General features: G+C 55.7%; 22 protein-coding genes and 1 tRNA gene. 9 read left to right on the forward strand and 14 right to left on the reverse strand.

Annotated elements, in window-relative coordinates; genetic code table 11:
* Window positions 1-8 precede the first annotated feature (8 nt).
* Window positions 9-869, reverse strand: coding sequence for an SPFH domain-containing protein (locus J0A66_RS01420; RefSeq protein ID WP_206571976.1), 861 nt, complete (start codon window positions 867-869; stop codon window positions 9-11).
* Between the two features lie 142 nt (window positions 870-1011).
* Here J0A66_RS01420 and J0A66_RS01425 point away from each other — a divergent pair, with 142 nt between their 5' ends.
* Window positions 1012-1569, forward strand: a complete 558-nt coding sequence (locus J0A66_RS01425; RefSeq protein ID WP_206571977.1) for a YSC84-related protein — start codon at window positions 1012-1014, stop codon at window positions 1567-1569.
* Here the strand turns inward: J0A66_RS01425 and J0A66_RS01430 are convergent.
* On the reverse strand, window positions 1562-3040 hold the full coding sequence (locus J0A66_RS01430) for a sensor domain-containing diguanylate cyclase (RefSeq protein ID WP_206571978.1): 1479 nt from the start codon (window positions 3038-3040) through the stop codon (window positions 1562-1564). The genes J0A66_RS01425 and J0A66_RS01430 overlap by 8 nt on opposite strands.
* A 134-nt stretch (window positions 3041-3174) precedes the next feature.
* Between J0A66_RS01430 and J0A66_RS01435 the strand changes: the two genes are divergently transcribed.
* The gene (locus tag J0A66_RS01435) at window positions 3175-3768 is read left to right on the forward strand and encodes a YdeI/OmpD-associated family protein (protein WP_206571979.1); all 594 of its coding nucleotides are present in this window, start codon (window positions 3175-3177) and stop codon (window positions 3766-3768) included.
* A 9-nt stretch (window positions 3769-3777) separates the two neighbouring features.
* Here J0A66_RS01435 and J0A66_RS01440 read toward each other — a convergent pair whose 3' ends face one another.
* Window positions 3778-4485, reverse strand: a complete 708-nt coding sequence (locus J0A66_RS01440) for a helix-turn-helix domain-containing protein (RefSeq protein WP_206571980.1) — start codon at window positions 4483-4485, stop codon at window positions 3778-3780.
* Window positions 4486-4773: 288 nt separating this feature from the next.
* On the opposite strand from J0A66_RS01440, the gene J0A66_RS01445 reads away from it, so the two are divergent.
* Window positions 4774-6000: a threonine/serine exporter family protein gene (locus J0A66_RS01445; protein ID WP_206571981.1), complete on the forward strand. Its 1227-nt coding sequence runs from the start codon at window positions 4774-4776 to the stop codon at window positions 5998-6000.
* A gap of 43 nt (window positions 6001-6043) precedes the next feature.
* Here the strand turns inward: J0A66_RS01445 and J0A66_RS01450 are convergent, their stop codons facing one another.
* The 4 genes from J0A66_RS01450 to J0A66_RS01465 form a co-directional block, all read right to left on the reverse strand.
* A complete protein-coding gene (locus J0A66_RS01450) occupies window positions 6044-6496 on the reverse strand; it encodes a host attachment protein (RefSeq protein WP_206571982.1) in 453 nt (150 codons plus the stop codon).
* 72 nt (window positions 6497-6568) lie between these two features.
* Window positions 6569-6916, reverse strand: coding sequence for a RidA family protein (locus J0A66_RS01455; RefSeq protein ID WP_206571983.1), 348 nt, complete (start codon window positions 6914-6916; stop codon window positions 6569-6571).
* A 57-nt stretch (window positions 6917-6973) separates the two neighbouring features.
* On the reverse strand, window positions 6974-8134 hold the full coding sequence (locus J0A66_RS01460) for a PepSY-associated TM helix domain-containing protein (RefSeq protein ID WP_206571984.1): 1161 nt from the start codon (window positions 8132-8134) through the stop codon (window positions 6974-6976).
* A gap of 30 nt (window positions 8135-8164) precedes the next feature.
* Window positions 8165-10279, reverse strand: coding sequence for a TonB-dependent siderophore receptor (locus tag J0A66_RS01465; protein ID WP_206571985.1), 2115 nt, complete (start codon window positions 10277-10279; stop codon window positions 8165-8167).
* A 253-nt stretch (window positions 10280-10532) separates the two neighbouring features.
* Between J0A66_RS01465 and J0A66_RS01470 the strand changes: the two genes are divergently transcribed.
* From J0A66_RS01470 to J0A66_RS01480, 3 genes are all read left to right on the forward strand, one after another.
* Complete coding sequence (locus J0A66_RS01470) at window positions 10533-11516, forward strand: DJ-1/PfpI family protein (protein ID WP_206571986.1); 984 nt, start codon at window positions 10533-10535, stop codon at window positions 11514-11516.
* Between the two features lie 3 nt (window positions 11517-11519).
* Window positions 11520-12470 (forward strand): GlxA family transcriptional regulator, encoded by a 951-nt coding sequence (locus tag J0A66_RS01475; protein WP_206571987.1) that lies wholly within the window; start codon window positions 11520-11522, stop codon window positions 12468-12470.
* A gap of 165 nt (window positions 12471-12635) precedes the next feature.
* Complete coding sequence (locus J0A66_RS01480) at window positions 12636-14621, forward strand: alpha-amylase (protein ID WP_206571988.1); 1986 nt, start codon at window positions 12636-12638, stop codon at window positions 14619-14621.
* Window positions 14622-14685: 64 nt separating this feature from the next.
* Here the strand turns inward: J0A66_RS01480 and J0A66_RS01485 are convergent, their stop codons facing one another.
* The 3 genes from J0A66_RS01485 to pepA are packed head-to-tail and all read right to left on the reverse strand — an operon-like array spanning window position 14686 to window position 19447.
* On the reverse strand, window positions 14686-17457 hold the full coding sequence (locus J0A66_RS01485; RefSeq protein ID WP_206571989.1) for a valine--tRNA ligase: 2772 nt from the start codon (window positions 17455-17457) through the stop codon (window positions 14686-14688).
* Window positions 17450-17914: a DNA polymerase III subunit chi gene (locus tag J0A66_RS01490; RefSeq protein ID WP_206571990.1), complete on the reverse strand. Its 465-nt coding sequence runs from the start codon at window positions 17912-17914 to the stop codon at window positions 17450-17452. The genes J0A66_RS01485 and J0A66_RS01490 overlap by 8 nt, the downstream gene beginning before the upstream one ends.
* Before the next feature lie 24 nt (window positions 17915-17938).
* Window positions 17939-19447: a leucyl aminopeptidase gene (gene pepA, locus J0A66_RS01495; RefSeq protein ID WP_206571991.1), complete on the reverse strand. Its 1509-nt coding sequence runs from the start codon at window positions 19445-19447 to the stop codon at window positions 17939-17941.
* Window positions 19448-19686: 239 nt separating this feature from the next.
* On the opposite strand from pepA, the gene lptF reads away from it, so the two are divergent.
* Window positions 19687-20808: an LPS export ABC transporter permease LptF gene (lptF, locus tag J0A66_RS01500; protein ID WP_206571992.1), complete on the forward strand. Its 1122-nt coding sequence runs from the start codon at window positions 19687-19689 to the stop codon at window positions 20806-20808.
* The gene (lptG, locus tag J0A66_RS01505; RefSeq protein WP_206571993.1) at window positions 20805-21866 is read left to right on the forward strand and encodes an LPS export ABC transporter permease LptG; all 1062 of its coding nucleotides are present in this window, start codon (window positions 20805-20807) and stop codon (window positions 21864-21866) included. The genes lptF and lptG overlap by 4 nt, the downstream gene beginning before the upstream one ends.
* Window positions 21867-21882: 16 nt before the next feature.
* On the opposite strand, the gene J0A66_RS01510 is transcribed toward lptG, so the two are convergent.
* The 3 genes from J0A66_RS01510 to J0A66_RS01520 all read right to left on the reverse strand — a co-directional run bounded on the left by J0A66_RS01510 (window position 21883) and on the right by J0A66_RS01520 (window position 23939).
* Window positions 21883-22332, reverse strand: a complete 450-nt coding sequence (locus tag J0A66_RS01510) for a c-type cytochrome (RefSeq protein WP_206571994.1) — start codon at window positions 22330-22332, stop codon at window positions 21883-21885.
* A 126-nt stretch (window positions 22333-22458) separates the two neighbouring features.
* A complete protein-coding gene (locus J0A66_RS01515; protein WP_206571995.1) occupies window positions 22459-22974 on the reverse strand; it encodes an RDD family protein in 516 nt (171 codons plus the stop codon).
* A gap of 41 nt (window positions 22975-23015) precedes the next feature.
* A complete protein-coding gene (locus J0A66_RS01520; protein ID WP_241263944.1) occupies window positions 23016-23939 on the reverse strand; it encodes an SMP-30/gluconolactonase/LRE family protein in 924 nt (307 codons plus the stop codon).
* 358 nt (window positions 23940-24297) lie between these two features.
* Here J0A66_RS01520 and J0A66_RS01525 point away from each other — a divergent pair.
* Window positions 24298-24384, forward strand: a tRNA-Leu gene (locus J0A66_RS01525).
* A gap of 60 nt (window positions 24385-24444) precedes the next feature.
* Here J0A66_RS01525 and J0A66_RS01530 read toward each other — a convergent pair.
* Window positions 24445-25695, reverse strand: a complete 1251-nt coding sequence (locus J0A66_RS01530; protein WP_206571996.1) for an aspartyl protease family protein — start codon at window positions 25693-25695, stop codon at window positions 24445-24447.
* Between the last annotated feature and the right edge of the window lie 232 nt (window positions 25696-25927).

Genomic DNA, 25927 nt, shown 5'->3' on the forward strand with positions numbered 1-25927 from the left:
GTTTCTCCTTAGTACAGGCTACCGGTATTGATCACCGGCTGTGTATGCTTATCACCGCACAGGACCACCAGCAGGTTGCTGACCATGGCGGCCTTGCGTTCCTCGTCCAGCTCCACTACGTTCTGTTCCCTGAGCTTCTCCAGAGCCATTTCCACCATGCCCACTGCACCCTCGACGATACGAGTGCGGGCGGCGACGATGGCGGAGGCCTGCTGGCGTTGCAGCATGGCGCTGGCAATTTCCTGGGCATAGGCCAGATGGCTGATCCTGGCTTCGTGCACCGTCACCCCGGCTTTGTGCAGCCTGTCCTGGATTTCATTTTTAAGGCTTTCAGAAATAGTCTGCGGATGACTGCGCAGGGCAATGCCTTCTTCATCTGCGGGATCGTAGGGATAGCTGCTGGCCAGATTTCGCAGGGCCGACTCGCTCTGGATGCTGACAAAGCTTTCATAATCGTCCACTTCGAACATGGCGTCGAAGCTGTCGCTCACCGACCAGACCACTATGGTGGCGATTTCCACGGGATTACCCTGATTATCGTTCACCTTTAGCTTGCCGCTTTCGAAGTTGCGAATACGCAGGGAAATCGTCCGGCGGATATACAGCGGAATGGTCCAACGCAGTCCTGGCGTTTTTACCGACCCCACATAAGCACCAAACAGGGTCATCACTTTGGCCTGGTTTGGCTGGACCATGAAGAATCCGGCCCACAGGGACAACAGAATCAATGCGCCGACTATCTTCAACACTTCGTAGCCGTTAAAGGGGGCTGTGACCTGGTTAAGCAGGGCTATGGCCAATAGTGTCAGGCCAATCTGTAATAACAAAGCCAGATAGCCGTTCAGTGAAAATCCGTTCTTCTCGTGCATAGCAATACTCATAGAGTGATATCAAAGTGATATCACAATAGATCTGTTTTTCAGTTCAGGCAATAGATCTGTGCAAAAAAGATCCAGTTGTGGCCAGACTGACTATTCTCAACAGACCAACCGGTAACCCTCGGAGAGAATAATGTTGAACAAAGTATACTGGCTCGGGCTGTTGTTGCTGCTAAGTGGCTGCGCTTCAGATCGCGGCCAGACCCTTGCCGAGCAGCGGGCTGAGGTGCAAAAAATGCGCACCGAAACTATTGCAGCTGTGGCTACACACCAGCCGGATATCCGGCAGCAACTGGCCCGCTCGCCTGGCTATGCGGTGTTCAGTAACGCCAATGTAAATATAATTTTTGCCAGTTTTGCCGGTGGTTACGGGGTGGCCCATGACAATCGGACAGGCCGGGATATCTACATGAAAATGGGTGAAGCCGGCCTGGGCCTGGGGCTGGGCGTGAAAGATTTTCGCGCCGTGATGGTGTTTAAGAACCGCGACGCCTTTGAAGACTTTGTCGAGCATGGCTGGATGGTAGGCGCCCACGCCGATGCAGCGGCCAAGGCGGGTGACCAGGGGGGCGCGGCGGCGGCGGAAATCGCCCTGGAGGACGTGGATATTTATCAGCTCACAGAAGCAGGGCTGGCTCTGCAGGCCACTATCAAGGGGGCCAAATTCTGGAAGGACCGGGAGCTTAATTGACCCTGTTGCGCCCGGCACGTTTGGCCTGCAAGAGTTTGCTGTCCACACGTTCCAGGGCCTGTGTCAGCGTTTCATCCTGTTGCAACTGAATGGCGCCGAAACTGCCGGACAGCCGAAGTTCCAGCTTGTCTATCCGGATATCTCCCAATAGGCGGCGCAAGCGTTCGGCGGTTTCCACGGCCCGGGCAAAGTCGATATTCGGCAGCAGCAACATAAACTCATCCCCGCCAAAGCGACCGAACAAATCAGACTCACGCAGGGTTTGCTCAATGCAACTGGCCGCTTTTTGCAACACCTCATCGCCGCAGGCATGACCAAACTGGTCGTTTATCTGTTTGAAATGATCGATGTCGAACAATAATAACGAGACAGGATGCCTGTAGCGATGGGAGCGGCGAATTTCCTCGCCGGCCTGGTCAAAGAAGTGTTGCCGGCTCATGATACCCGTCAGGCTGTCTCTGAATGCCAGTCTCTGCAGCATTTGGTTACGGGCCATCAGCACCGGTACGGCAAGACCGAAGTAAGCGCTGGCGGCAATCACACAGATGGCAAACTGATAGACCAGCGCCTGGTCCATCAGTCCCAGTGAGGCCACCCAAACAGCGGTCAGAATACTGAAGACGGCCAGACTGATGGCGGCCCTGAAGGCCGACTCGGTGCAGACGATCCACATTTGCGGAATGATCAGGAAAAACACAGCAAAAGAGACTTCAGGATAAGGGAAGTGGCTGGCAAGCAGCATGATTAGACTGAGCAGGGAGGCGCACAAGGCCAGCTTACCGATAAAGCCGGAACGTTCACTGTTGCTGGCCTGAAAATTCAGGCCTCCAAGCCAGGACTGAATATCAGGGTAGCGCCAGCTCAGCAGTCCGATGAAAAGTGGCGTCAGTACCAGGGTGCCGGCCAGGTCGCCTATCCACCAGGGCAACCAGATGCTGCCGGCTTCCTGCATACCAATCATGCCGCTGGCTGCCAGGATCTGGGTCCCGGTCAAGGCGGCGAGCAGTGAGGTCAGGGCACCCAGCACCAGGAAGCCGGTAATCATCCGGGGCAGTCCTTCTGATACCCCCTGTCCTATCCAACGCCTGAGCAGCGCTGCCCCTAGCCAATAGGACATACAGTGGGCAAAACCGAACATCAGGCCGGAGTAAAGGAGCTGCTGCCAGCCCTGCTGCATCTGGTACATATTGTCCACCCAAAAGGTGGACAGGATGCTGCCTACCATCAATACCGGCAGGGCGCGCAGACCCATGACCAGAAAGGCCGCAAAACTCAACCCGGCCGGAGGAAACCAGATGCTGGCATGGGGAGCATATTCCATCAGGACCGCGACACGCCATAATCCCAGCCAGATAAACAGCAGCAACAAATGGCGAAACAGGAGGGTAGCAAGAGACCGGGAATCTTTGGGCTTGTCGCCGGAGGCGGAATCTCTGTTGAGTAGGAGTTGTTGCAATCTGTACATGCTCATCGGCTTACCCTTCCGTCAGACTTTGCGGATTACTGCGGGTATCAATATATTGATGATACCCCATGAGGTCCGGTTCTCATAGGAGACGGGGACTTCTACCGGGCCAAACCGGCTGATGCAATGGAGGAGACAGCATGGCAAAAACCATAGAAGACTACCTACAGGCAAAATCGCAGTGGGGCGACCTGATCGCTCCGTTGCGACGTCTGCTGCTGGAGACGGGCCTTGAAGAGACAATCAAATGGGGGGCACCGGTTTACTGCCAGGACAATAAGAACCTCATCGGCCTGGCTGCGTTCCAGGGCTATGCAGGATTGTGGTTTTTCCAGGGCTGTTTTCTGTCTGATCCGGCAGGCGTGCTGACCAATGCCCAACCGGGCAAAACACGGGGCATGCGACAGTGGCGTTTTGCGGCGGGGGAAGAAGTCAATACTGCCCTCGTAAAGCAGTATATCCAGGAAGCCGTTAGCCTTCACCGACAGAGAAAAGCAGTCTCACCTCAACGACGCGAGCCGGTGATTCTGGCGGCAGAACTAACGGCCGCCCTGGAACGCAATCCACAGTTGAAAAGCGCTTTTGAATCCCTCACCCCCGGCCGGCAGTCAGAGTACTCTGACTATATCCAGGCGGCCAGACGAGAGGCCACCAGAATCGCCCGCCTGCAGAAAATAACTCCCCTGATCCTGGCGGGGCAGGGGCTGAACGATCAATACCGTGGCCCTTGCTGAGTCTCCTGACTATCTGCGTCTGGACAATCTGTTCTCAAGCAAGAACCCTGTGATGCCGGAGGTAAACAGCAGTACGCCGGCGATCTGCAGCCAGGTATTCTCCGCCCTGGGCTGAATAAACGTTTCCTTTTGATAGTAAGTCCGGCTGCCGCCATCGACAGGTCTTGTAAAAAAGGCACCTTGGTTTTGTGCCAGGATCAGTTGATCCGGCTGATAACGGGAGCTCAGCTCACTGCGTTTGCTGTCCCACTCTTCCCGAGGTGTGGAACTGTGCATCCCCCCTTCAAAATAGTCCGCCGGCTCTCCCGGTAATACTATCCCCTTGGCTTCATATCGGTAATGTGTTTCACCGAACAGGATTTTACTGAAGCCCGCATAGAAGAACGTGGCCGCCAGTACCACCAACAGACTGCTGCTTAGCAGCCAGCGGCGGCTGTTGAGATAGACGGTGGCTCTTTGCCTGAGCAGCCAGTTTTCCACGTCGGCGATATTGCCAAGCTGGGTTTGCACGTAATCAGGCTCAAACCCGCTAAGAAAGCTACCCAAATCGATCTCCAGGGCTGTCAGCAGCCGCCTGAGCACCTCGTTGGAAGGCTGGGATTTATCATTCTCCAGTTTCGACAGATAAGACTGTTCGATGACGGCTGCCTCTGCCAACATGGGCTGGCTGAGATTCTTTTCGGTTCTCAGTTGCTTGATTCTTTCACCTAATGTCATAAAAAATCCTTGTGCTGAAAATAGTTGTGAACAAGCAGTCAGGGCCTTGAGTGCGAGGGACATTCTTGGTTATGCATGGAGAAATATAAAGTGGAATATGGGTGAATAAGCGTGAATAGTAACTGAGGGGAAGAATTCGTGACGGTAGTGAGGGTGAACGGGACCGATTCGGATAATCTGGGCTAATCCATTCCGCACAAAAAATAGTCGTTGTTCCAGGTTGGTCTTGCCACTACAATCCGCGCCGATTCGACCCGGCGTGGGGCGACAACCAGCAGAGTAAACAGGGTGCATAAGGCAGAATTCGTTCAGATCCGAAAATTTATCGTTAAGCTTGGCAAGATGCTGCACAAGTACGGTACCCCTGCGTTTCGCCAGGAAGCCCACCTGACAGAGGTGGCCACCTATCTGGGTGTGCATGCCTCTTTTATTTCTACGCCCACCTCCATGACGTTCGTAGTGTGGAGTGACAAACACGAGGACGAATATACCCATGCAGCCCGTGTGCAACCGGGCGATCTGGATTTGGGCTCCCTGGCCCGTACCGATGAGCTGGTTACACAGTTGCTGGAGGGCAAGCTCACCCTGAGCGAAGCCGACAGGTTGCTGGATGAGATCGATGCTCTGCCCAACCCCTACGGCAGGCTGGCCACCGGCGGTGCCTTCTGCCTGTCCACCGGCGCCTTTGCCATGCTGCTGGGATCCAGTTGGAATGATGTGCTCTGGTCCGGCGCCATTGGCCTGGTGGTCTATCTGTGGGTGCTCTGGGCGACCAAATCCAAACGGGTCACCCACATGCTGGAGCCTGCCGTGGCTTTGGTGGCAGGCTTGCTGGCCTGCGCCATCAGTAGTTACCTGGACGCCAGCATTAATATCCGTCTGGTGGTACTGTCATCCATTATCGTGTTTATCCCGGGTCTGGCTCTGGCCCTGGGCCTGGCCGAACTGTCCTCCCGCCACCTCGTATCAGGGACGGCCAGGGTGATGGATGCCCTGATGCTGCTGTTCAAACTGTATTTCGGCGCCTTTCTGGGGGTCTCCCTGGGCTTTGGCCTGTTCGGCCAGAGCGAATTTGTCGCGCCCGATCCACTGCCGCGATGGACGGCCTGGTGCGCCATCCTGCTGTTGTGCTCCGCATTGGTGGTGATTTTTCGTATCCGGCTCAAGCATGCCCCCTGGGCCCTGCTATCCGGCTTTATTGCTTATGGCACCAGTATCCTCAGTGCCCCTTACCTGGAATTCGGCCTGGCGACCTTTGTGGGAGCCTTTGCCGTGGGGGTTTATTCCAATCTTTTTACCCGTCTGGCCAATGCTCCGGCCAGCATTGTGGTGATGCAGGGACTCATTGTACTGGTGCCGGGATCCAAGACCTATATCGGCCTAAACTCCTTTGTTTCGGGACAGGATTTTGTTCAGGCAGAGCATGTGGGACAGGAAACCTTTTTGATCTTTATGTCACTGGTGGCGGGTTTGATCTTTGCCAACGTGGTGATGCCGACCAAAAAGGCGTTGTAGGGAGTAAAAAAGGCTGCCGACGGCAGCCTTTCTGGTTTGTCGGTTAAACCTGTCGCTCGGCGTCTTTCATATATTTGAGCAGTTCGTCGTCACTGGCATTCACCAGATCCTTATTGACCGTGGTGCGGATGAGCTTTTCAGTCTGCTTGTCGATTTTTTTGCGCAGCGCGCCCAGGAACTGCGGCTCGGCAATGATATTAAAATGATAGGTCTTACTCTCTTTTCGCCGCTGGTCGAGTTTCTTCGCTACCCGCGCGGCAAACAGATTCAGGTTATGCTCTCTCTGATCCGTACCCGTCATGGCGTCGACCCCTTCCACCTGCGCACTGGGAGCCGAAATCCTTCCGGGCCTGTCCGTCACCATCTCCTGGTCCAACGCCTTACCGTGAGAATTCTCGATATTTTCCACTTCCAACATAGAGCTGGCGTGATCCTTTAACTCAAAAATTTTAGCTTTATTGCGATTGGCGACGACCAGATAGGAGTGTCCGATCATGTTATCCTCCTTTTTCCATAGACTCCCTATCAGTCTAGTCGCCGTGGAGCAAGAATGCAGGGACGGTTTCCTTCAGGGTACTGCGGCGGTAAAAAGTATCTCGACCAGCATATCGGGATTGACCAGCTCCGCAATCACGCAGGCCCTGACCGGCACCTGCCCATCCAACTGCCAGGCATCCCACTCCTGGTTCATCCCATCCACCAATTCCCGGCGTTTGACGAAGATTGTGGCGCTGATCAGGGCCCTTTTATCGACCCCCAGTTGATTGAGCGTGCCTTCGGCCAGCGCCAGTAACTCTCGGGTTTGTCCGCCAATATCCTGGCTGAGGTCCTCGGGCACTTCAGCCCAGTAAGCGGTGTGATTGTGAATAGCGATATCGGACATACGCTTGCCCGGATTGATGCGGATGATATTCATGGGCCTTCCTGGTGAGATGGGTTCAGCCTGACCTGGCGGAAAGAGTCCCGGAGCCGGTTAGCTGAACAGGATGGCCGTATTGTACAGGCAAAGGACAACGAAGAGGACTGAAAGCCAGCCGCCCCAATGCATTCCCCGCCAGATATTGCCCATCTTGCCGGGGCGGGTGCGACGGCTGGCACGCAGACCGTAAAGATAAGTACCGATAACCGCCAGGGCTGACATCACCACCCCGAACGTAAAATACAACAGCTTGCTGGCAAATCCTCCCCAGGTGCCGAAATGCAGGGGGTCGGCCGCCTCGGAAATCCGTACATGCCATGACAGATCTTTGCCGTAACGGCTGGAGAGGAGCTGACCGTCGAGGGGGTCGAACACCATATTGTTGGCCCTGTCCCTGACCAGCAGTTCCCGGGCCTGTCCTTCCATCACCACTGCATTGCGGTTGGCGGTAGGGAAAAAGATAGTGCTGAGTGTCAGCTCTGGCCGTTCGGCGGCCACCTGCGACAGCATCCGGGTAAGCTGTCCGGGGACCGGGTTAAAGACTTGCTGATGGGCAGGTCTGGCATTAGCAGGATAACTGGCCCGACCGCCCCATTGTTCAATCAGATACCAGATACCGGTGAGGCAGATAATCAGGATCAACCAGAACGACCACAGACCGGCCAGCCGGTGAAGGTCGCCCCAGAATACCCTGGCGTTGGTGGTTCTGGGCCGGCGGAAAAAGCCACGCCACCAATGACGGTAAATTACCGTCCCCGACAGCAATGATCCGGTGAGCAGCAGGCCGACAAGGCAGACCAGGGTGATCCCTAATGGCAGGGGCAGCATCAGATGGCGGTGGCTCATGCGAAAAAATCTTTGCCAGTTATGCCATCGTCCGGTGCCCTGAAACTCGCCGCTCACCGGGTGAAAAAATCCGCGGAAGCGTTCTCCGTGCTCATCCAGATACACCGCCTCGGCCGCAAACCAGGGATCCGGCGGGGCACTGAGGGAGGTCAGGCGGGCACCGGAAAAGTGCCGGTCGGCCATTTCATAGACTCTGGGCCAGTCCATCGGGCCGCTGCTGCCCGTATCCACCCGCATGGCGCTATTGCTCAGCCAGTCCAGCTCATGGGACAACACCGCCAGTGTTCCGGTGACCAGTATAAAGCACAGCAATATGGCCAGCTTCAGGCCCACCCAGCTATGTACTTTGTACCAATTGGCTCTGTCCATCTGCTATCACTTATCCGGCACGTTTATGCTTCAGAATGAGCGGCTAAGCTGCACCAGAAAGGTACGCGGCTCACCCGGGAAGTGGCCGTTGCGCTTGCTGAATCCGCTGGAGGCATATTCCTTGTCGAACAGATTCTTGATATTGACCTGCAGGTCGAAATCGCCGATGTGTGAGCGCCAGCTTGCGTCCCAGACCGTATAGGGCTGGACTTTCTGACCATCGAAGCTGATGCGCTCGCTGACATAGTCCATGCCAAGGGAAAAAGCCGAATCCAGCTCAGGAAAATCGTAACGGCTCCAGAGTCCCAACGTGTGATCAGGGGCATTAACAAACTCATCGCCGACCGAATTGGTGATTGCTCCGGGTGCGCCTCCGGTGATCTTGGCCTGGTTGTAGGCATAGCTGAGGGTTGCAGTCCAGTTTTGGGCCAGGTCACCCACCAGATCAAGCTCGAAGCCTTCGCTGGTCACCTCGCCAATCTGCAGGATGCCGGGCTGTCCATCGCCCTCGCCGCTGTCATCGGGGTTTCCGACGGCCACATTTTGTTTACTGATTTGATAGACGGTGGCGGTGGACAGCAATCGCCCGTCCAGCCAGCGATGCTTGATGCCCAGTTCATACTGACGGCTTTGCTCCGGCTCCAGCGCATCGCCGCTGTCCACATCCGAGTCCTCGCTAAGCTGGGCGCTCAGGCTCTGGGGCTCAAAGCCTTCACTGCGGCTGGCGAAAATGGAAGTATTCTCGGAAGGCTTGTAGATCAGGCCAAGCCGGGGCGAGATATCGCTGTCAGAGAAGGCATATTCTGAGTTGAGATCTTTATCTTCGAAGTGGTCATAGCGGGCGCCCAGCACGGCTATCCACTTTTGGGTCAGGTTGATCTGATCCTGCACGTACAAGCCGGTTCTGTTGTAACTGGTGTCAGAATCAGGGCGTTGCTGCAAAATATAAGTAGAGGGATCAGAGCCGTACTGGGGATCGAAGATATCGATATCCGGAATATTGGCCGCCGCGCCACGGCCTACCTTGTACTCGAAGTGGGAGTCCACCTCGAAGTAATCTCCCCCCACCAGCAGGGTATGTTCCAGCCCGCCCCAGTTGGTCTGGTAAACAAAGTCCGTGGTCAGACTGAGCTCCTGGTTCTCCCTGACCTGATCACGGAACTCACGAATCATGCTGCGTCCATCGCTCTGAAGGCCACGGTTTTCATGGTAATTCTGGCCCCGCTCATTATCCAGGTAACGAAGCACAGTGCGGTTGGTAAAGTTGGGAGAGAATTCATGCTGGAGGATGGCCTGCCAGACATCCGCCTCAACGCGCTGGAAGTCGGTTTTTTCATTGGGGTTGTAGCTGATGTCGGTGAGGAAGTTGCCATCGTCATCCACCGGCACGCCTCGCAATCTGTGGCCACCCAGGTCTTGATCGATAAAGTCGTACTGAAGGCTCAGTTGGGTGGCGTCAGAAGCCATCCAGCTCAGGCCGGCAGAAAGCAGCAGGTTGGTCTCGTCCGTGTTGTTGCGATAGGGCTGGGTATGCTGATAAAAGCCTCCCAACCGGTAGGCCAGACTCTGCTCTTCGTTCAGGCTGCCGGTACTGTCGCCATAGGCACCCTTCAGGTCGTAATTCCCGCCAAACAGGGCCAGTTCATGGGCCGATTCAAACCTGGGCTTTTTGGTCACGTAGTTAAGCAAACCTCCGGGCTGGCCACCGCCGTATAGCATGCCGGAAGGGCCTTTGAGCACTTCAACCTGCTCAATATTGAATAACTGTGGGATGGAGAAGCCGCCATAGGGGTCACCCTGAACACCGTCGTAACGAACCTGATCCTGGCGGAATCCTCTGGCCGTGATGCCTGAGTAGCTGAACTGGGTGATGCCCGAAATAGACCGATACAGGTCGGTGGTCTGCCGAGCGGCCTGATCTTCGATCAGCTCACGACTCAGCACCTGAATCGACTGAGGGATATCCATGTAATCCGTAGGGGTCTTGGTCGCCATGGTGGACTCGCCGACGAAATAGAACTGCGCCGCCCGGCCCTGAACGGTCAGTCGTTCAATGTTTTCATCACTTTGCGGTTGTTGCGCCAGCACACCGCCAGGCAATGTGGCGGTTATTGCCAGGCTTAAAGTGGTGGTTCTGATGTTCATGGTTTCCCCTGTATCTGTTGTGTGCAGCGGGATTATAGGGAGATGTAATATAATTGCAAATGCAAATCGTTATCAATAATAACCGTGATTGCAGTCTGCACACATCATCAGCCGGGCAGGAGCAATATCGTCCGGCCGCAGTGTCCGGCTTCGCGCCAGATGCGGGTATTTCAATATTTGGCATAAAACATCGTAAAGATGTCATTCTGCCAGTATCCGATTGAGTTAGTCTGTGTACACTAACGGAGGCTCTATGAAACACATCTCAAGCTGTTTACTCTTAATTCTGACCCTGTTGGTCAGTCATTCGGCTTTGGCTCAGGCGCAACCGGTTAAAGTTGCGATACTGATGTTCGATGACGTGCAGATTATCGACTTTGCCGGTCCCTTTGAGGTTTTCGGCCAGGCTGGGTTCGAGGTCTATACGGTGTCTGCCGATGGCAGACCCGTCACGACAGTGATGGGCCTGTCGGTCAATCCCAGCTACAGCTTTGATAATCTTCCAGGGGTTGACGTGGTGTTGGTGCCGGGTGGTGAGGTGCATGATGTGATGCGACGTTCCGATGTGCAAGCCTGGCTGAAACAACGCAGACAGGACAGCCGGTATATCATGTCGGTTTGCACCGGTTCACATATCCTGGCCGAGGCAGGGCTGCTGGACAACCTGCAGGCCACTACGTTTCACCGCGCTCTGGACGGCTTGGCTGAAGACTATCCTGATGTGGAAGTGTTAAGGGACAGGCGCTTCGTGGATAACGGTCAAATCATCACTACCGCGGGCTTGTCTTCAGGCATGGATGGCGCGTTGCATCTTGTGTCGACCATCAAGGGTGTGGAAGCGGCCAGGACCCTGGCCATGCATATAGAGTACGACTGGGATCCGAAACAGGGCTTTGTACGGGGAACCATGGCAGACCGACACCTGCCGGATAATGATTACGAATGGCCGGAAGGGATCAAGTTTGAGCGTCAGGCATCCTTTGGCGACCAGCAAAGCTGGCAGAATCGCTATCTGGCGAAAACGACTCGTGGCGCTGCAGATCTGCAGGCGACTTATGTTAAGGCCATGGCTGCTCATAAGGACTGGGCTCCGCAAGCCGCCATTGCCGAACATCTGAGCTGGGCCGCCACCATAGAAGGACAACCCTGGGTACATGAATTCTGGGTGGAGACGGGTGATAAACCTGATACTTATCTTCTGCACCAGCAAATCCGCCGGGTAACCGCACAGGAGTAAGCCATGCCGGGCCGTACTATCGGCTTTTTGTTGTTTGACCAGTTCAACCTGCTGGATGTGAGTGGTCCCCTGGAAGTCTTTAATACGGCCAACCAACTGGGTGGGGGGGATTATCGCCTGTTGCTGATTGGGCAGGAACCCGGCCCCTGCCGGGCCGAGTCCGGTATCGAACTGGTTGTCCAGGCCAGCCTCGCCGACTCCCCCTGTCTGGACACCCTGGTCATTCCCGGCGGCAGCGGTACCCGGGATGCGGCGATCCAGGCGCGGTTTGGTCCCTGGATTAGTGCCAGGGAACAGGATACGCGACGTGTTGCCAGCATCTGTACCGGCGCCTTTCTCCTGGCCAGCACCGGTCTGCTGGATGGACTGCAGGCGACCACGCATTGGCATTATGAATCTCAGTTCCGACTCCGCTTCCCTAAGGTAAATCTGCTCGGCGATGCCCTTTATGTGGATAACGGCCAGATTATCACGTCGGCCGGTATCAGCTCGGGTATCGATATGGCGCTCAAGCTGGTGGAAGATGACTGTGGCGTGGAGATTGCGATTAAGGTTGCCCGTTATCTGGTGGTGCATTACCGGCGCGTCGGCAATCAGGCGCAATTTTCTCAACCCCTGCAATTCCAGCAAAAGGCCAGGGGGCAGTTTGCCGATACCACGGCCTATATCATGCAGAATCTTCACCGGCCACTGGCCGTTGCCGATCTCGCCGAACAGGCTGGCATGAGTCAACGTAACTTTTGCCGCCGCTTCAAGCAGCAATTGGGTCAGAGTCCGGGCCGCTATGTGGAAAATCTGCGTCTGGACTATGCCCGCCAGTTGCTGACCGATAACGACTGGCCGCTGGCGCGTATTGCGCAGGCCTGTGGCTATCAGAGTCAGGACGTATTTCGCCGCGCGTTCGAGCGCCGCTTCGCCCTGCTGCCGGGAGAGTACCGGGCCCGGTTTGAATAAGGCCTGACCTCTCTCAAGACCAGAGAGCAGGCTGATTTTCATGCTCTAAACCCTTGTGTCCATTGCATACGTATTCAATTGACGTACTTTTTCTCAGCAACGACACTGCAGCCCGTTGTTAACAACATGTAACCAAATGTTAACTTAATGATGGGGCGCTATTCGATGAAAATAACCACTGTATTGGCAGCAATGGGACTGGCCTTGAGCTGGCAGGCTCAGGCTGCACCCACCACCTTTGTGCATCTGTTTGAATGGAACTGGCAGGATGTGGCAAAAGAATGTGAGGACTTCCTCGGTCCCAACGGCTACGCTGCGGTTCAGGTATCGCCCCCAAACGAACATATTCAGGGCAGCCAGTGGTGGACCCGTTATCAGCCGGTCAGTTATCAGTTGCAAAGCCGCGGCGGGAGCCGGGCGGAGTTTTCCGACATGGTGCAGCGCTGTGAGGCAGCCGGTGTGGCCATCTATGTGGATGCGGTGATCAACCACATGGCCGCCGGCAGCGGCACCGGGGTGGCAGGCAGTGCTTACGGTAACCGGCAATATCCTGTCTATGGACCCCAGGATTTTCATACGTCCTGCACCATTAATCCTGAGGATTACGGAAGTGATCGCTGGCGGGTGCAAAACTGCGAGTTGGTGGGGCTGCCGGACCTGAATACCGGATCTGAGTATGTACAGGATACCCTGGCGGCCTATCTCAATGATCTGGGCAGTCTCGGTGTGGCAGGCTTCAGACTGGACGCCTCAAAACATATGTCTACCAGTGATATCCAGGCGGTGCTGTCCAAGGTCAGCGGCTCGCCGCTGATTTTCCAGGAGGTCATAGACCGGGGCGGCGAGGCGGTCACCGCGCCGGAGTATACCCAGAACGGTCTGGTTACCGAGTTTAAGTACAGCACCAAACTGGGCGAAACTTTCCGCAGCGGCAAACTGGCCTGGCTGAGCAATTTCGGTGAAGCCTGGGGCTTTATGCCCAGCTCCTCGGCGGTGGTGTTTGTGGACAATCACGACAATCAGCGCGGTCATGGAGGGGGAGGTTCAGTGATCACCCATGAAGACGGCCGTCTCTATGATCTGGCCAATGTATTTATGCTGGCCTACCCCTACGGCTACCCCAAGGTCATGTCGAGTTATGACTATCATGGCGATACGGATGCCGGCGGTCCTTCGGTAGCGGTGCACAACAACGGCTCATTGGAATGCTTTGGCAGTGACTGGCAGTGTGAGCATCGTTGGTCCTATATCGCCGGTGCGGTGGATTTTCGCAATCACACCACGGGCAACTGGACCGTGACCCGCTGGTGGGACAATGGCAATAATCAGATTGCCTTTGGCCGCGGCAGCCAAGGCCACATGGCCATCAACAAGGAAAGTTACAGTATGCAGGTGAGCCTGCAGACAGACATGGCTCCCGGCACTTACTGCAATGTACTTAAGGGCCGCCTGTCGGCAGAGGGGCAGTCATGCAGCTCCGAGACCATACAGGTGCAGAGTGACGGCAGCGTCAGCCTGACTCTGGCCCCTTGGGACGCCATGGCCATTCACCACCAGGCCAGGCTGACGACAGGGGGGCAGGGCGACTGGCAACGTACAGTGATCTTTATCCAGGCGCAGACCCAGTCCGGCCAGGATATGTTTGTCCGAGGCGGTATCGACCATGCCTACGCCAATGCCAACCTGGGCCGCAACTGCCAGACCTCCAACTTCGACTGCGCCATGCCTATCCGTCATAACAACCTGCGTAACGTCACCACAGCGCCGTGGAAAGCCAGCGACAACTACCTGGATTGGTATGGTGTTGAAGCGGGGCAAAGCAGCGCAGCCGAGGGCACGGCCATGGACTGGACCAGCAACAGCTGGCCGACTAGCTGGGGGACAGCGCGCACGGTGGCGGTGGATGGTTATGGCGAAGAGCCGCTGAATATCTGGGGCCCGCACTACTGGATGCTCGACGTGCAGATGGATTGCAGCAAGGCGGTCAACGGCTGGTTCGAGCTTAAGGCCTATGTGAAAAACGGCCAGGGCTGGGAGTCGGATATCAGTCAGGCCGGCACCCCCTATGCTTCCAATAACCATTTTGCCCAATGCGGACGCATCAATCAGTTTGACTTTAGCAGTGGAGCGGCGTCGATTCGGGACTTCTGAGTCTGCTGGCCATATAGCAAAAAGGGCAACCTAAGTTGCCCTTTTTATTCTGAACAGCTTCCGGCTACAGGCTTTCGATAGTCTGTTTCTGCTCCATCAGCTTGTCCACCTGGGTCTGGAATTCGGCCAGTTTGGCTTTTTCCTTGTCGATGACCGCCTCCGGGGCTTTGCTGACAAAGCTCTCGTTGCTGAGCTTGCCCTGGGTACGGGCCATATCGCCCTGCAGCTTCTCCAGCGCCTTGCTGATACGGGCCAGTTCCGCGTCTTTGTCGATAAGGCCGGCCATGGGGATCAGCACTTCCATCTCGCCGACAATGGCGCTTGCCGAGGCCGGGCCTTTGTCACCGGCGGCAAGGACTGTGATTTCCTCAAGGCGTGCCAGTCTGGACAGCAGCAGTTCGGTGTCGGCCAGCCGGCGCTTGTCTTCGTCTCCGGCATTGCGCAGTAGCACCGACAAAGGCTTGCTGGGGCTGATATCCATCTCACCACGGATATTACGCACCCCGACTATCACCTGTTTGACCCATTCGATATCTGCCAGCACCTGCTCATCGACTAGACTGTCGTCCTGCACAGGGAAGGACTGGGTCATAAGATGGGCGCCGCCCACGCCTCCCTGACTCAGAGGGGCCACCCGCTGCCAGATTTCCTCGGTGATAAAGGGCATAAAGGGATGCATCAGACGCAGCAGGCTCTCCAGCACGTTGACCAGGGTATGACGGGTGCCACGCTTCTGGGCATCCGTGCTGGCTTCTGCACTGAGTACCGGCTTGGACAGCTCTAGGTACCAGTCGCAGAACTGGTTCCAGGTGAATTCATACACTGCCTGGGCGGCCAGATCGAAACGGTAGTCCTTAATGGCCGATTCAAAGGTTTCCAGGGTCTGCTGAAAGCGTGCCCAGATCCACTTATCCGCCAGGCTCAGCTCCAGCTCGCCGCCGTCTTTGCCGGTGTCTTGCTCTTCGGTATTCATCAGCACAAAGCGTGAGGCATTCCACAACTTGTTGCAGAAGTTGCGGTAACCTTCCACCCGGCCCATATCGAAGTTGATATCGCGGCTGGTGGAGGCCATGGCGGCAAAGGTAAAGCGAAGGGCATCGGTGCCGTAGGCAGCTATGCCATCCGGAAACTGTTCTTTGGTGCGCTTGGCGATCTTCTCGGCCAGTTGCGGCTGCATCATGCCGGCGGTACGTTTCTCCACCAGGGTTTCCAGATCGATACCGTCGATCAAATCGATGGGGTCGAGCACGTTACCCTTGGACTTGGACATCTTGTTGCCCTGCTCGTCACGGATAAGGCCGGTGATATAGATCTCCTTAAAGGGGATCTTGCCGGTAAACTTCTTGGTCATCATGATCATCCGGGCCACCCAGAAGAAGATGATGTCAAAGCCGGTGACCAGCACAGAGGTGGGCAGGAAGGTATCCAGTTCCGGGGTCTTCTGTGGCCAGCCCAGGGTGGCGAAGGGCCACAGGGCTGAGGAGAACCAGGTATCCAGTACGTCTTCGTCCTGGCGCAGTTTCACATCCTCGCTCAGGCTGTGTTTGGCACGCACTTCGGCTTCATCACGACCCACGTAGACGTTCTCATTGTCGTCATACCAGGCTGGAATGCGATGGCCCCACCAGAGCTGCCGGGAGATACACCAGTCCTGGATGTTGTACATCCACTGGTAGTAGGTCTTGTTCCAGTTTTCCGGCACAAACTTGATCTCGCCGGACTCCACCGCTTCGATGGCGGGCTTGGCCAGGGATTCTACGGCCACATACCACTGGTTGGTCAGGTAGGGTTCAATGACCGCCCCGGTCCGATCGCCACGTGGAACTTTGAGCTTGTGGTCTTCGACTTTCACCAGCAGGCCCTGGCTGTCCAGGTCCTGCACCACTTTTTGCCGGGCAACGAATCTGTCCATGCCCTGGTAGGCTGCGGGGGCATTGTCATTGATCTTGGCATCGGCGGTGAAGATGTTGATCATCTCAAGACTATGGCGTTTGCCGATTTCATAGTCGTTAAAGTCATGGGCCGGGGTGATCTTCACGCAGCCTGTGCCGAATTCCGGATCCACATAGTCATCGGCGATGATTTTGATCAGACGGCCGGTCAACGGCAGCTTGATCTCTTTGCCGATCAGGGCCTGGTAGCGTTCATCATCCGGGTGCACGGCCACGGCGGTATCGCCCAACATGGTCTCGGGCCGGGTGGTGGCCACCACCAGCTCGCCGCTGCCGTCGGCAAGAGGATAGCGCATATGCCACATATGGCCGGCCTCTTCCTCGTTCAGCACTTCCAGATCCGACACTGCCGTGTGCAGCACCGGATCCCAGTTGACCAGGCGCTTGCCCCGATAAATCAGGCCTTCTTCATGCAGTTGCACGAAGACTTCCTGTACCGCATTGGACAGGTCCTCATCCATGGTAAAGGCTTCGCGGTCCCAGTCGCAGGACGTACCCATGCGGCGCATCTGCGAGGTGATGGTGCCGCCGGAATGCTCCTTCCATTCCCAGATCTTCTCAACAAACTTTTCGCGGCCCAGATCGTGGCGGGTCTTGCCCTGGGCATTGAGCTGGCGCTCCACCACCATCTGGGTGGCGATGCCCGCATGGTCGGTGCCGCACTGCCACAGGGTGTTGTCGCCCTTCATGCGATGATAGCGGGTTAATGCATCCATAATGGTGTGCTGGAAGGCATGGCCCATATGCAGGCTGCCGGTCACATTGGGCGGCGGCAGCAGGATGCAATAGGATTCGCCTTTACCGGAGGGCCGGAAACAATGCTGTTCTTCCCAGGCCTGGTAGCGGGCCTGTTCGATATTCTGCGGATCAAAAGTCTTATCCATCGCTCTTCTCATTCAGACTGGTGGCGGGGCGGGTATCCAACTGGTGGCCCGCGCCGCGGTATTGTTTATATCTTTCCCTGGCCTGCTGTTTTGGTTGTTCTGCAGCGGGAACAAAATCGAATATCTTCCGGAAACGCTGATGATTTTGGGGCAGTTCATCGGCCAGATTAATAAGTACCGGCTTTCCCGGGCCCGGGCTGGCCCCGATCCAGCTCACTTCCACCGGGGTGCCCTTGGGCGGCCCCTCGCCGGTGAGGTTGTGCGGAATAAAAGCCTCGGCGGGACGTTGCCAGAGCAGTTCGTCGAAGGCTTCGGCCTGGGCCTGATCTTTACAGAGCACCAGGCAGGCCTGTTTGTCACGAAATGACCTGGCCGCCAATTGACAAGCCAGCGCAAAGGGCGCTGGCTGGTCGTCGATGCTGTCCTGCTCCAGCAGGTAAAAAACCACCTCAGCCATGGCTGGCCCGTGCCCTTGACAGCATCAGTCCTCCATCTCCACACCGGCGCGGTTCATCAGAAACTGGGTGAGCATGGGTACCGGACGGCCGGTGGAGCCTTTGCCCTTGCCGCCGCTGGTCCAGCCGGTGCCGGCAATGTCCAGATGTGCCCAGTTGTATTTCTTGGTAAAGCGGGACAGGAAACAGGCAGCGGTAATAGTGCCCGCCGGCCGACCGCCGATATTGGCCATATCGGCAAAGGGGCTTTCGATCTGCTCCTGATACTCGTCCCATAACGGCAAACGCCAGGCACGATCGCTGCTCTGCTCAGAGGCGTTGAGCAGTTCATGGGCCAGGGGGTTATGGGTACTCATTACGCCGGTGGCATGTTTGCCCAGGGCAATTACACAGGCGCCGGTCAGCGTCGCCACATCCAGTACCGTATCGGGATTGAAACGCTCCACGTAGGTGAGGGCGTCGCACAGCACCAGGCGGCCTTCGGCATCGGTGTTGAGCACTTCCACCGTCTGTCCTGACATGGTAGTAAGGATGTCGCCGGGACGATAGGCGCTGGCATCGGGCATGTTTTCGCAGCCGGCCAGAATGCCGATAATGTTCATGGGCAGATTCAGTTCGGCAATGGACGCCATGGTGCCCAGCACCGAGGCAGCGCCGCACATGTCATATTTCATTTCATCCATGGCTTCGGACGGCTTGATGGAGATACCGCCCGAGTCGAAGGTCAGGCCCTTGCCCACCAGCACCACAGGCGCCTGGTTGGGCTGCCCACCCTGGTGGCGGATGATGGTCATAATGGACTCGTTGGCCGAACCGCGGCCCACGGCCAGATAGGACTGCATACCCAGTTCTTCCATCTGTTTTTCACCGATGGCTTCCACGCTGAGGCTGGCATATTTCTGCTCCAGTTCCTTGGCCTGATCCAGCAGATACTGGGGATTACAGATATTCGGCGGCATATTGGCCACGTCCTTGCTCAGCTTGACGCCGGTGGCCACCGCCAGGCCATGGCAGATGGCACGCTCGCCCACCGGCAGTTCACGGCGGGTAGGCACATTGAACACTATCTTGCGTAGCGGACGGCGGGGCTCTTCTTTCTTGGTCTTTAGCTGGGTGAAGGTGTACAGGCTGTCCTGGGTGGTTTCCACTGCCTGGCGGACCTTCCAGTAGGTGTCGCGTCCCTTGACATGCAACTCGGTGAGAAAGCACACGGCTTCCATGGAGCCGGTTTCATTCAGGGTGCTGATGGTGCGGGCGATAATCTGCTTGTACTGGCGCTCGTCCAGCTCCCGTTCTTTGCCACAACCCACCAGCAATACCCGCTCGCTGAGGATATTGGGTACATGATGCAGCAGCAGCATTTGACCGGCCTTGCCTTCCAGGTCCCCGCGGCGCAGCAGGTTGCTGATGTAGCCCCCGCTGATTTCATCCAATTGCTCGGCAACGGCGGTCAGACGGCGAGGCTCAAACACGCCCACCACAATACAGGCACTGCGCTGCTTTTCCGGACTGCCACTTTTTACGCTAAATTCCATTCTTCACCCCATTTTGACTGGTGTTGACGCATCGGGTGCGTTAGCCTTTTTACTGCGTTTTGGCCCGACAAATGATGACTTGGATCCGGCAAACGGGAACAGATCAGAATTCTTGAAATGTCCTGCACCACAAGCCGTTAAAAAAGGCCGCAATCGCAAATTAAACTTGTGAAAACGTTAAGTTTACTTAAAAATTTATAGCATTCCACTAAAAATGCCACTTTTCCATTGGGATCCATGTGCTGATTTTCCGTTACTTGCTCAGAGAAACCCTTAAGTCGCAGATTGCGGTTTTTCTGGTGCTGATGGCCATTTTTGTCATCCAGAAATTCGTCCGGGTACTGGCCGAAGCCACTGACGGCGACATTCCCGCCGGACTGGTGCTGGGCTTTCTGGCGCTGAACATGCCGGTGTTGGCTTCCCTGATCCTGCCCTTATCCCTGTTTCTCGGCATCATGCTGGCCCATGGCCGTTTTTATGTGGATCACGAGATGGCGGTGATGCGTGCCTGCGGCGTCAGCGAATGGTACGTGACCCGGGTCATGCTGGTGCTGGCGGCCGTGATCGCCCTGGTGTCCGGCGCCCTGACCCTGTGGCTTGCCCCCCTGTCCATGGAAGTGGAATACCGGCTCGAAGAGCAGCTCAGTGCGGAGTCCGGGCTGACCAGCCTGATCCCCGGCCGCTTCCAGCAGAGCGCCAACCAAAAAGCGGTGATTTTCGTCCATGATATCGGCAGCGGCGAGAACCAACTGGAGCGGGTGTTTCTCGCCCAGCAGGAGGAAGGGGCGGATAAATCGGCCTTTCGGATTATTTACGCCGACAGTGGCAGTGTACGCCAGGAAAATGACGGCTCCGAGCAATTGGCCCTGAACCGGGGGGTCCAGTATGAAGGGGAGAAGGGCCAGCTCAGTTTCCGCAAGGTGGAATTTGATGAATACCAGATTCAGATAGCCGAGCGCACCCCGGAACACCGGGCACGCAAAATGGCCGCCTATACCACGGCGCAATTGCTGAGCGAGGACAGTCTGGACGCCACCGCTGAGCTGCAATGGCGGCTGGCCATTCCGCTTTCGTTACCTTTTCTGGTGTTGATCGCGGTGCCTCTGTCGGCAGTGGATCCGCGCCAGGGTCGTTTCGGTAAGATTTTTCCTGCCCTGCTGTTGTATCTGGGCTATTACCTGCTGCTGATGGCCGGCCGTAAAGTGCTGGAAAACGGCAAGGTGCCTCCCGAACTGGGCCTGTGGTGGGTCCACGGCGTCATCCTGCTGATCGGCGTGCTGCTGCTGGCCAGGGGCAGACCCCTGGGAGTAAGGGTAAGAGCCAGGCTAAAAGGTAATGGTCAGCGGGGGGCAAGGACATGATCAGGACTCTGGACTTGTATCTGGCCCGCACCCTGATTGGCACCACCTTTATCACCCTGCTGGTGCTGGTGGGGCTGTCTTCCCTGATCAAGTTTGTCGAGCAGCTCAAGTATCTGGATCGCGGAAACTACGACATGATGGTGGCGGGTATTTACGTGCTGCTCAGTGTGCCCCGTGAAATCGAACAGTTTTTTCCCATGGCGACACTGATTGGCGGCCTGATTGGCATGGGGATGCTGGCCAGCAACAGTGAGTTGGTGGTGATGCAGGCAGCCGGTATGAGCCGCTGGAATATCATTGCCTCGGCGATGAAATCTGCCTTGCTGATGGTGGTGTTTGTGATGGCGCTGGGAGAATGGGTGGCGCCGGTCAGTGAGACCCATGCCAAGGAGATCCGCACTCAGGCCATCTCCGGCGGCAGCCTGTTTTCGTCCGAGCGACTGGTATGGGCCAAAGATGGCCGGGATTTTGTCAGTATCGGTGAAGTGGTGAGTAAGGACCAACTACTCAATATCAGCCTGTATAAATTCGATGAGAACCTAAACCTGGTACAGATCGTCAACGCCGAACAGGCCAACTTCCTCGGCCAGAGCTGGCGGCTGAACCGGGTGCGTACCATGGACATCAGTGAGGATCGCATTGCTAGCCGTACCGACAAGCAGTCCAAATGGGTGTCCAGCCTGACCCCGGACAAGCTGGGCGTGGTCACCGTCAAGCCTGAGGCCCTGTCAGTCAGGGGCCTGAACGATTATGTGACCTATCTGGAAAACAACAGTCAGGATGCCAGTCGCTACGAGCTGGCCCTGTGGCGCAAGGTTATCCAGCCGGTGACGGTGGGGGTGATGCTGCTGGTCGCCCTGTCCTTTATCTTCGGGCCGCTGCGCAGCGTGACGATGGGCGCCCGGGTGATTATGGGCGTACTGACCGGCTTTGGCTTTTTTATCGCCAACGAAGTGTTCGGCCCCTTAAGCCTGGTCTATCAGATGCCCGCATTTGTTGGGGCCCTGCTGCCCAGTCTGCTGTTTGCCGGCCTGGCTGCCCATCTGCTGCGTAAGTAGCCCGGCCGGGAAGGCATCAGGGGAAGTAGGTCGGATAGTTGGTCCGGTTAAAGGGCTTAAGCTGATATTGGGGTTGCAAAAAAGCCACCAGATCCGTCAACTCGGCCACCGTCATCACTTCATTATAATTGCGCATCAGGGATTGGCCTGAGCTGTCGGTGAGCTGTTCGGCCGGTAAACTGGTGGCAATCTTGTGAGAGGGGTTAATCACTGCCGTTACCAGCTCCGCATAGGTCTTGATGCGGGTGACATCTCCACCCAGCCGCACCCGTTTGGCAATGTCCAGCTCGAGTTCCTGCTCTTCGAAACCTTTAAGACTGTGGCAGGCCAGGCACTGATAAGTCAGAAACACCTCTTCACCCTTAGCCACATCGCCTGCAGGCAGACTGAAGCCCCGGGGGGAATCCGCTCCCTGTTCACAGCTTGCCAGCAAGGCGGTCAGTATCAGCATCATTAAAACACGCATATCCATCTCCTGGATTCGGGTCAGCCTGGACGTTTCTGGCGGACGTGGAAGGTTAGGGATAGACTAAATTGGGTAGGGTGGTCAAATATTGACCCGGATCAAGTCCGGGTGCGAAGAGTGGGTCAATCAGCCCTGCAGATCCTGCCAGGCTTTGTGATGATTGGCATCTTTGCTCAGTACCAGCATTTCGGTGCCGGCCAGCCTGTCCTGCAGGGATTGTTTGTGCTTGAAGTCCAGCAAAACCAGCAGGCTACCCAGACCGCCCAGTGAGCAGACCAGGCGTAGCAGCGCACGACCATAGCCCAGCGGCCTGTCATCGGTGCTGAACAAACGCAGGCGCCAGGCGCGCATGCCGATGGTCTGGCCGCCGTTACGCCAGAACCACAGGAAAAAACCCAGCACCCATGCCACGGACCAGGCAAAGATAATGCCGCGGTAAAGGTGTGACTGTCCGATCACTTCCATACTGTGCTGATAGCCCTGCTTGTCCAGCACGGCATTTTCCAGCAGCAGGATCAGCACCACAGTAACCAGGATGCCGGCCACCATAAACACAGCCACCGCCACCAGGGCGTCGTAAATCATGGCGGCCAGACGGCGGAAAAAGCCGGCGCGGGGAAAAGTCTCAGTCTGTTCAGCCATCGGTGAGCGGGTCTAATGGGAGGTGGCAGGAGTCTATCAGCCTATTGGCTTAGAACAAAGGCCCGGCCTGGATACTCAGCCTCCAACGCCTCTATAGCGCCGCGCTGCTGCATGGTGACATAAAGGGTGCGGCCCTGCTCGCCGCCAAAGGCCAGGTTAGTGGGATGCTGCCCCTTCAGGGTCAGCGTCTTCACCCACTCTCCCTGAGGTGAAATGACCGCTATCTGTCCTGCGCCATAGCGGGCCACATACAGATTACCCTGGCTGTCGCAACGCATGCCGTCCAGGCCGAAATCGTCAAACTGATAGAAAAGCTGTTTACCTGACGGCACTCCTGTCTTATCCAGGCGGTAGCGCCAGATGCGGCGCTGCACACTCTCGTTCACGTACAGATACTGTTCGTCAGTGCTTACTTCTATGCCATTGGTTGTACCCATGCCGCTCTCTATCAGAGTCACTTCACCAGACGGGCTGAACATCCACAACTGACCACTGTTATTGGCCCAGTCAGGATCGCTGGCGTAGACAATATCATTGGCGCTGATGGCGATATCATTGGGCTGGTGCATCTGCAGCTGATGAGCCAGTACGGAGACCGTCCGGGTATCCATCTCTATCAGCAGAATATTGTGCCCGGTGTAGTCAGCCACCAGTAACTGGCCCCGGCTGTTAAAGCGCAGCCCGTTACCCACTGAGCCTTCTGGCAGGCGCACAAACAGTTCGGCGTTGCCCTGGGCGTCCACCCGGCCAATCGTTCCTTGCTCGGCAAAGTTCACCGCATACAGGTTACCGGCCTTGTCCGCCACCGGTCCTTCCACCCCCTGGGTAAAGGTCCCCTCGGCAACCAGATCACGGCTTTGAGCCAGACTGGTCGTACTCATTGCGCACAACGCACACAGCATAGCGAACATAGTTCCGATATTGCACAGTTGCCGGGCGTTGGCAGAGCGTGTTAAAGACAACATAGACAGGTCCAACCCATTGAAAAAACACGTGACAGACGTATACCATAAAGACGCTATGTTAATAAATAACCATATTTTAATAGGCAATTGTTATTTACTAACTTTCTGAGGAGCATCAACCAGCACTCAGAGGCGGCAGAGGCCCCTAGCAAGGCAATGCACCCTGCATCAGAATGCAACCAGCAAGCGAGTGAAACCCTCTGAAGAGATTGTTTTTTAAACGAATCTCCCTGGCTCTCCGACAAAACACTTGCACGGTAAATTGCAGTGGCTATAATGCCTGCCTCTCTGAGCGAGGGCACCCAATCCCCTGAATACAAGCTCAAAGCAAGACAATCTGTTACAAGACCCCCCTCATGCCTGGGTGGCGAAATTGGTAGACGCAGCGGATTCAAAATCCGCCGGTGGTAACACTGTGTCGGTTCGAGTCCGACCCCAGGCACCATATCCCTCTAATTCATTGAATTATAAAATATTATCAAGATCTCTGACCCCTTAATCCATGTCAGTGTATGGAGTAGCCCTTAATATCAACAGCATTAAGCACAAAGCATTGGTTATGGGAGGCGAGACAAACCTGATGTTCGCCGACTTGTGAGGCAATATCATTGTACTGGCTTAATGAGATTTCGGAGGTCGGCTGTTGATTCAGATGGGTCACAATGTCACCTTCTTTGATGTTGGTGCGGCTGGCGGGCAGGTCGGGGAACACATAGCGCACGACGAAGTCGCCGCTGCGGATTTTGCGAAGCTCCAACCCCAGTAAGTTATAGTCGGTCACAAAGGGCTGTTGAGGAACCAGATAAAACGCATCGTTTGGGTAATCAATTACCGTTTTAAACTGGTTCATCAATGCGTTACCTATTACCCACCAGTCATCTTCATCATCACCTGGTATTAAGTTCACCTTTACATTGTCAATTTTCAGGTCCCCAAAGGATAGCCAGGGGAGAGATACCCGATCATGTTCTACTTTGCCGCTTAAACCAAAGTCTGCTGCTCGCACTCTGGGTGAAGCAATCTCTATCTCATTCTCTTGCACGTAGAGCGCACTCAGCTTCACATAATGGCGGCTGCCTGTATCAACAATAAACTCTCCCTCCACTACATGCTCCTCGTTGAAAGCCAAATCGCCGTTTACCCTGATTTTGTTCATAAAGGCACTGAGTTCTAAATATTGAGCATGGTCCTGCGGCTGGTATTTTTCTGTGGAGAGGATGATTTCATTGGCGCTGGCATCAAATTCCCAGATGAAGTGACGCATCATGTCATGGCCTATCACGCCATCAAAAACAGCTTCATCCTCGCGGAGATAATAGTAGCTTTCAGACACCGGAATTAATGCGGCTTTCATATTGTCAAAGTACACCCCGCCCAGATCAATACGTTTAATATCGGTCTGGTAAGCGGCACTCTTGCCCTCTTCGCCCCAGCCCCCCATAGACAGGTCAAAGCCACGCTTGAGTCCCAACTGCTTGACTTTGGGTGTATCCATCAGAATCAGGAATCGCGCACCTGTGTCTACCAGAAACAACAGCTTCTCTCCATTGACGGTGGCATGAATATAGGGCTTTTCTCCCTGGTACTGGGCATCCAGCGCAAGGCGATTGTCACCGGTGAAAACCGGCTCAACATCAGAGTTAATCTGCATCATTCGCAACGAGTTAGCGATATTACAGCCAGCCAAATGGAAGACGGCAAAAACAGAGATAAAGAGAAATTTTAAGTGGTGGATTTGCACTACAGTATTACTCAATAGGAAAACATCGGATGAGGGTATTGGGCATCATGTGAAATTGGTGTGAAGTGACGCATGTCGATTGCGCTTTTTCGTTGACTCTACTCCTGACCTTCCCTCGAGATTGGTACCAACCCTTCAATGAGATTTTTCCAACTTTTGGGTGCCCCTTTTATTTACCCGTGTGGTTATGTTGCATGCGCCGATGGTGATGCTTTTTTGTGCTAACCTTTGCACAGCGGATAACACA

Source organism: Bowmanella dokdonensis (genome assembly GCF_017254865.1).
Taxonomy (GTDB): Bacteria; Pseudomonadota; Gammaproteobacteria; order Enterobacterales; family Alteromonadaceae; genus Bowmanella; species Bowmanella dokdonensis.

Bases quoted from the DNA above. Each gene is read 5' to 3' on its own strand.
- J0A66_RS01475 (WP_206571987.1), top strand. From the start codon at position 11,520: ATGCCGGGCCGTACTATCGGCTTTTTGTTGTTTGACCAGTTCAACCTG.
- J0A66_RS01455 (WP_206571983.1), bottom strand. From the start codon at position 6,916: ATGAATATCATCCGCATCAATCCGGGCAAGCGTATGTCCGATATCGCT.
- J0A66_RS01510 (WP_206571994.1), bottom strand. From the start codon at position 22,332: ATGCGTGTTTTAATGATGCTGATACTGACCGCCTTGCTGGCAAGCTGT.
- J0A66_RS01465 (WP_206571985.1), bottom strand. From the start codon at position 10,279: ATGAACATCAGAACCACCACTTTAAGCCTGGCAATAACCGCCACATTG.
- J0A66_RS01470 (WP_206571986.1), top strand. From the start codon at position 10,533: ATGAAACACATCTCAAGCTGTTTACTCTTAATTCTGACCCTGTTGGTC.
- J0A66_RS01520 (WP_241263944.1), bottom strand. From the start codon at position 23,939: ATGTTGTCTTTAACACGCTCTGCCAACGCCCGGCAACTGTGCAATATC.
- J0A66_RS01430 (WP_206571978.1), bottom strand. From the start codon at position 3,040: ATGAGCATGTACAGATTGCAACAACTCCTACTCAACAGAGATTCCGCC.
- pepA (WP_206571991.1), bottom strand. From the start codon at position 19,447: ATGGAATTTAGCGTAAAAAGTGGCAGTCCGGAAAAGCAGCGCAGTGCC.
- lptG (WP_206571993.1), top strand. From the start codon at position 20,805: ATGATCAGGACTCTGGACTTGTATCTGGCCCGCACCCTGATTGGCACC.
- J0A66_RS01425 (WP_206571977.1), top strand. From the start codon at position 1,012: ATGTTGAACAAAGTATACTGGCTCGGGCTGTTGTTGCTGCTAAGTGGC.
- J0A66_RS01435 (WP_206571979.1), top strand. From the start codon at position 3,175: ATGGCAAAAACCATAGAAGACTACCTACAGGCAAAATCGCAGTGGGGC.
- J0A66_RS01440 (WP_206571980.1), bottom strand. From the start codon at position 4,485: ATGACATTAGGTGAAAGAATCAAGCAACTGAGAACCGAAAAGAATCTC.
- J0A66_RS01460 (WP_206571984.1), bottom strand. From the start codon at position 8,134: ATGGACAGAGCCAATTGGTACAAAGTACATAGCTGGGTGGGCCTGAAG.
- J0A66_RS01450 (WP_206571982.1), bottom strand. From the start codon at position 6,496: ATGATCGGACACTCCTATCTGGTCGTCGCCAATCGCAATAAAGCTAAA.
- J0A66_RS01485 (WP_206571989.1), bottom strand. From the start codon at position 17,457: ATGGATAAGACTTTTGATCCGCAGAATATCGAACAGGCCCGCTACCAG.
- J0A66_RS01490 (WP_206571990.1), bottom strand. From the start codon at position 17,914: ATGGCTGAGGTGGTTTTTTACCTGCTGGAGCAGGACAGCATCGACGAC.
- J0A66_RS01480 (WP_206571988.1), top strand. From the start codon at position 12,636: ATGAAAATAACCACTGTATTGGCAGCAATGGGACTGGCCTTGAGCTGG.
- J0A66_RS01420 (WP_206571976.1), bottom strand. From the start codon at position 869: ATGCACGAGAAGAACGGATTTTCACTGAACGGCTATCTGGCTTTGTTA.
- J0A66_RS01515 (WP_206571995.1), bottom strand. From the start codon at position 22,974: ATGGCTGAACAGACTGAGACTTTTCCCCGCGCCGGCTTTTTCCGCCGT.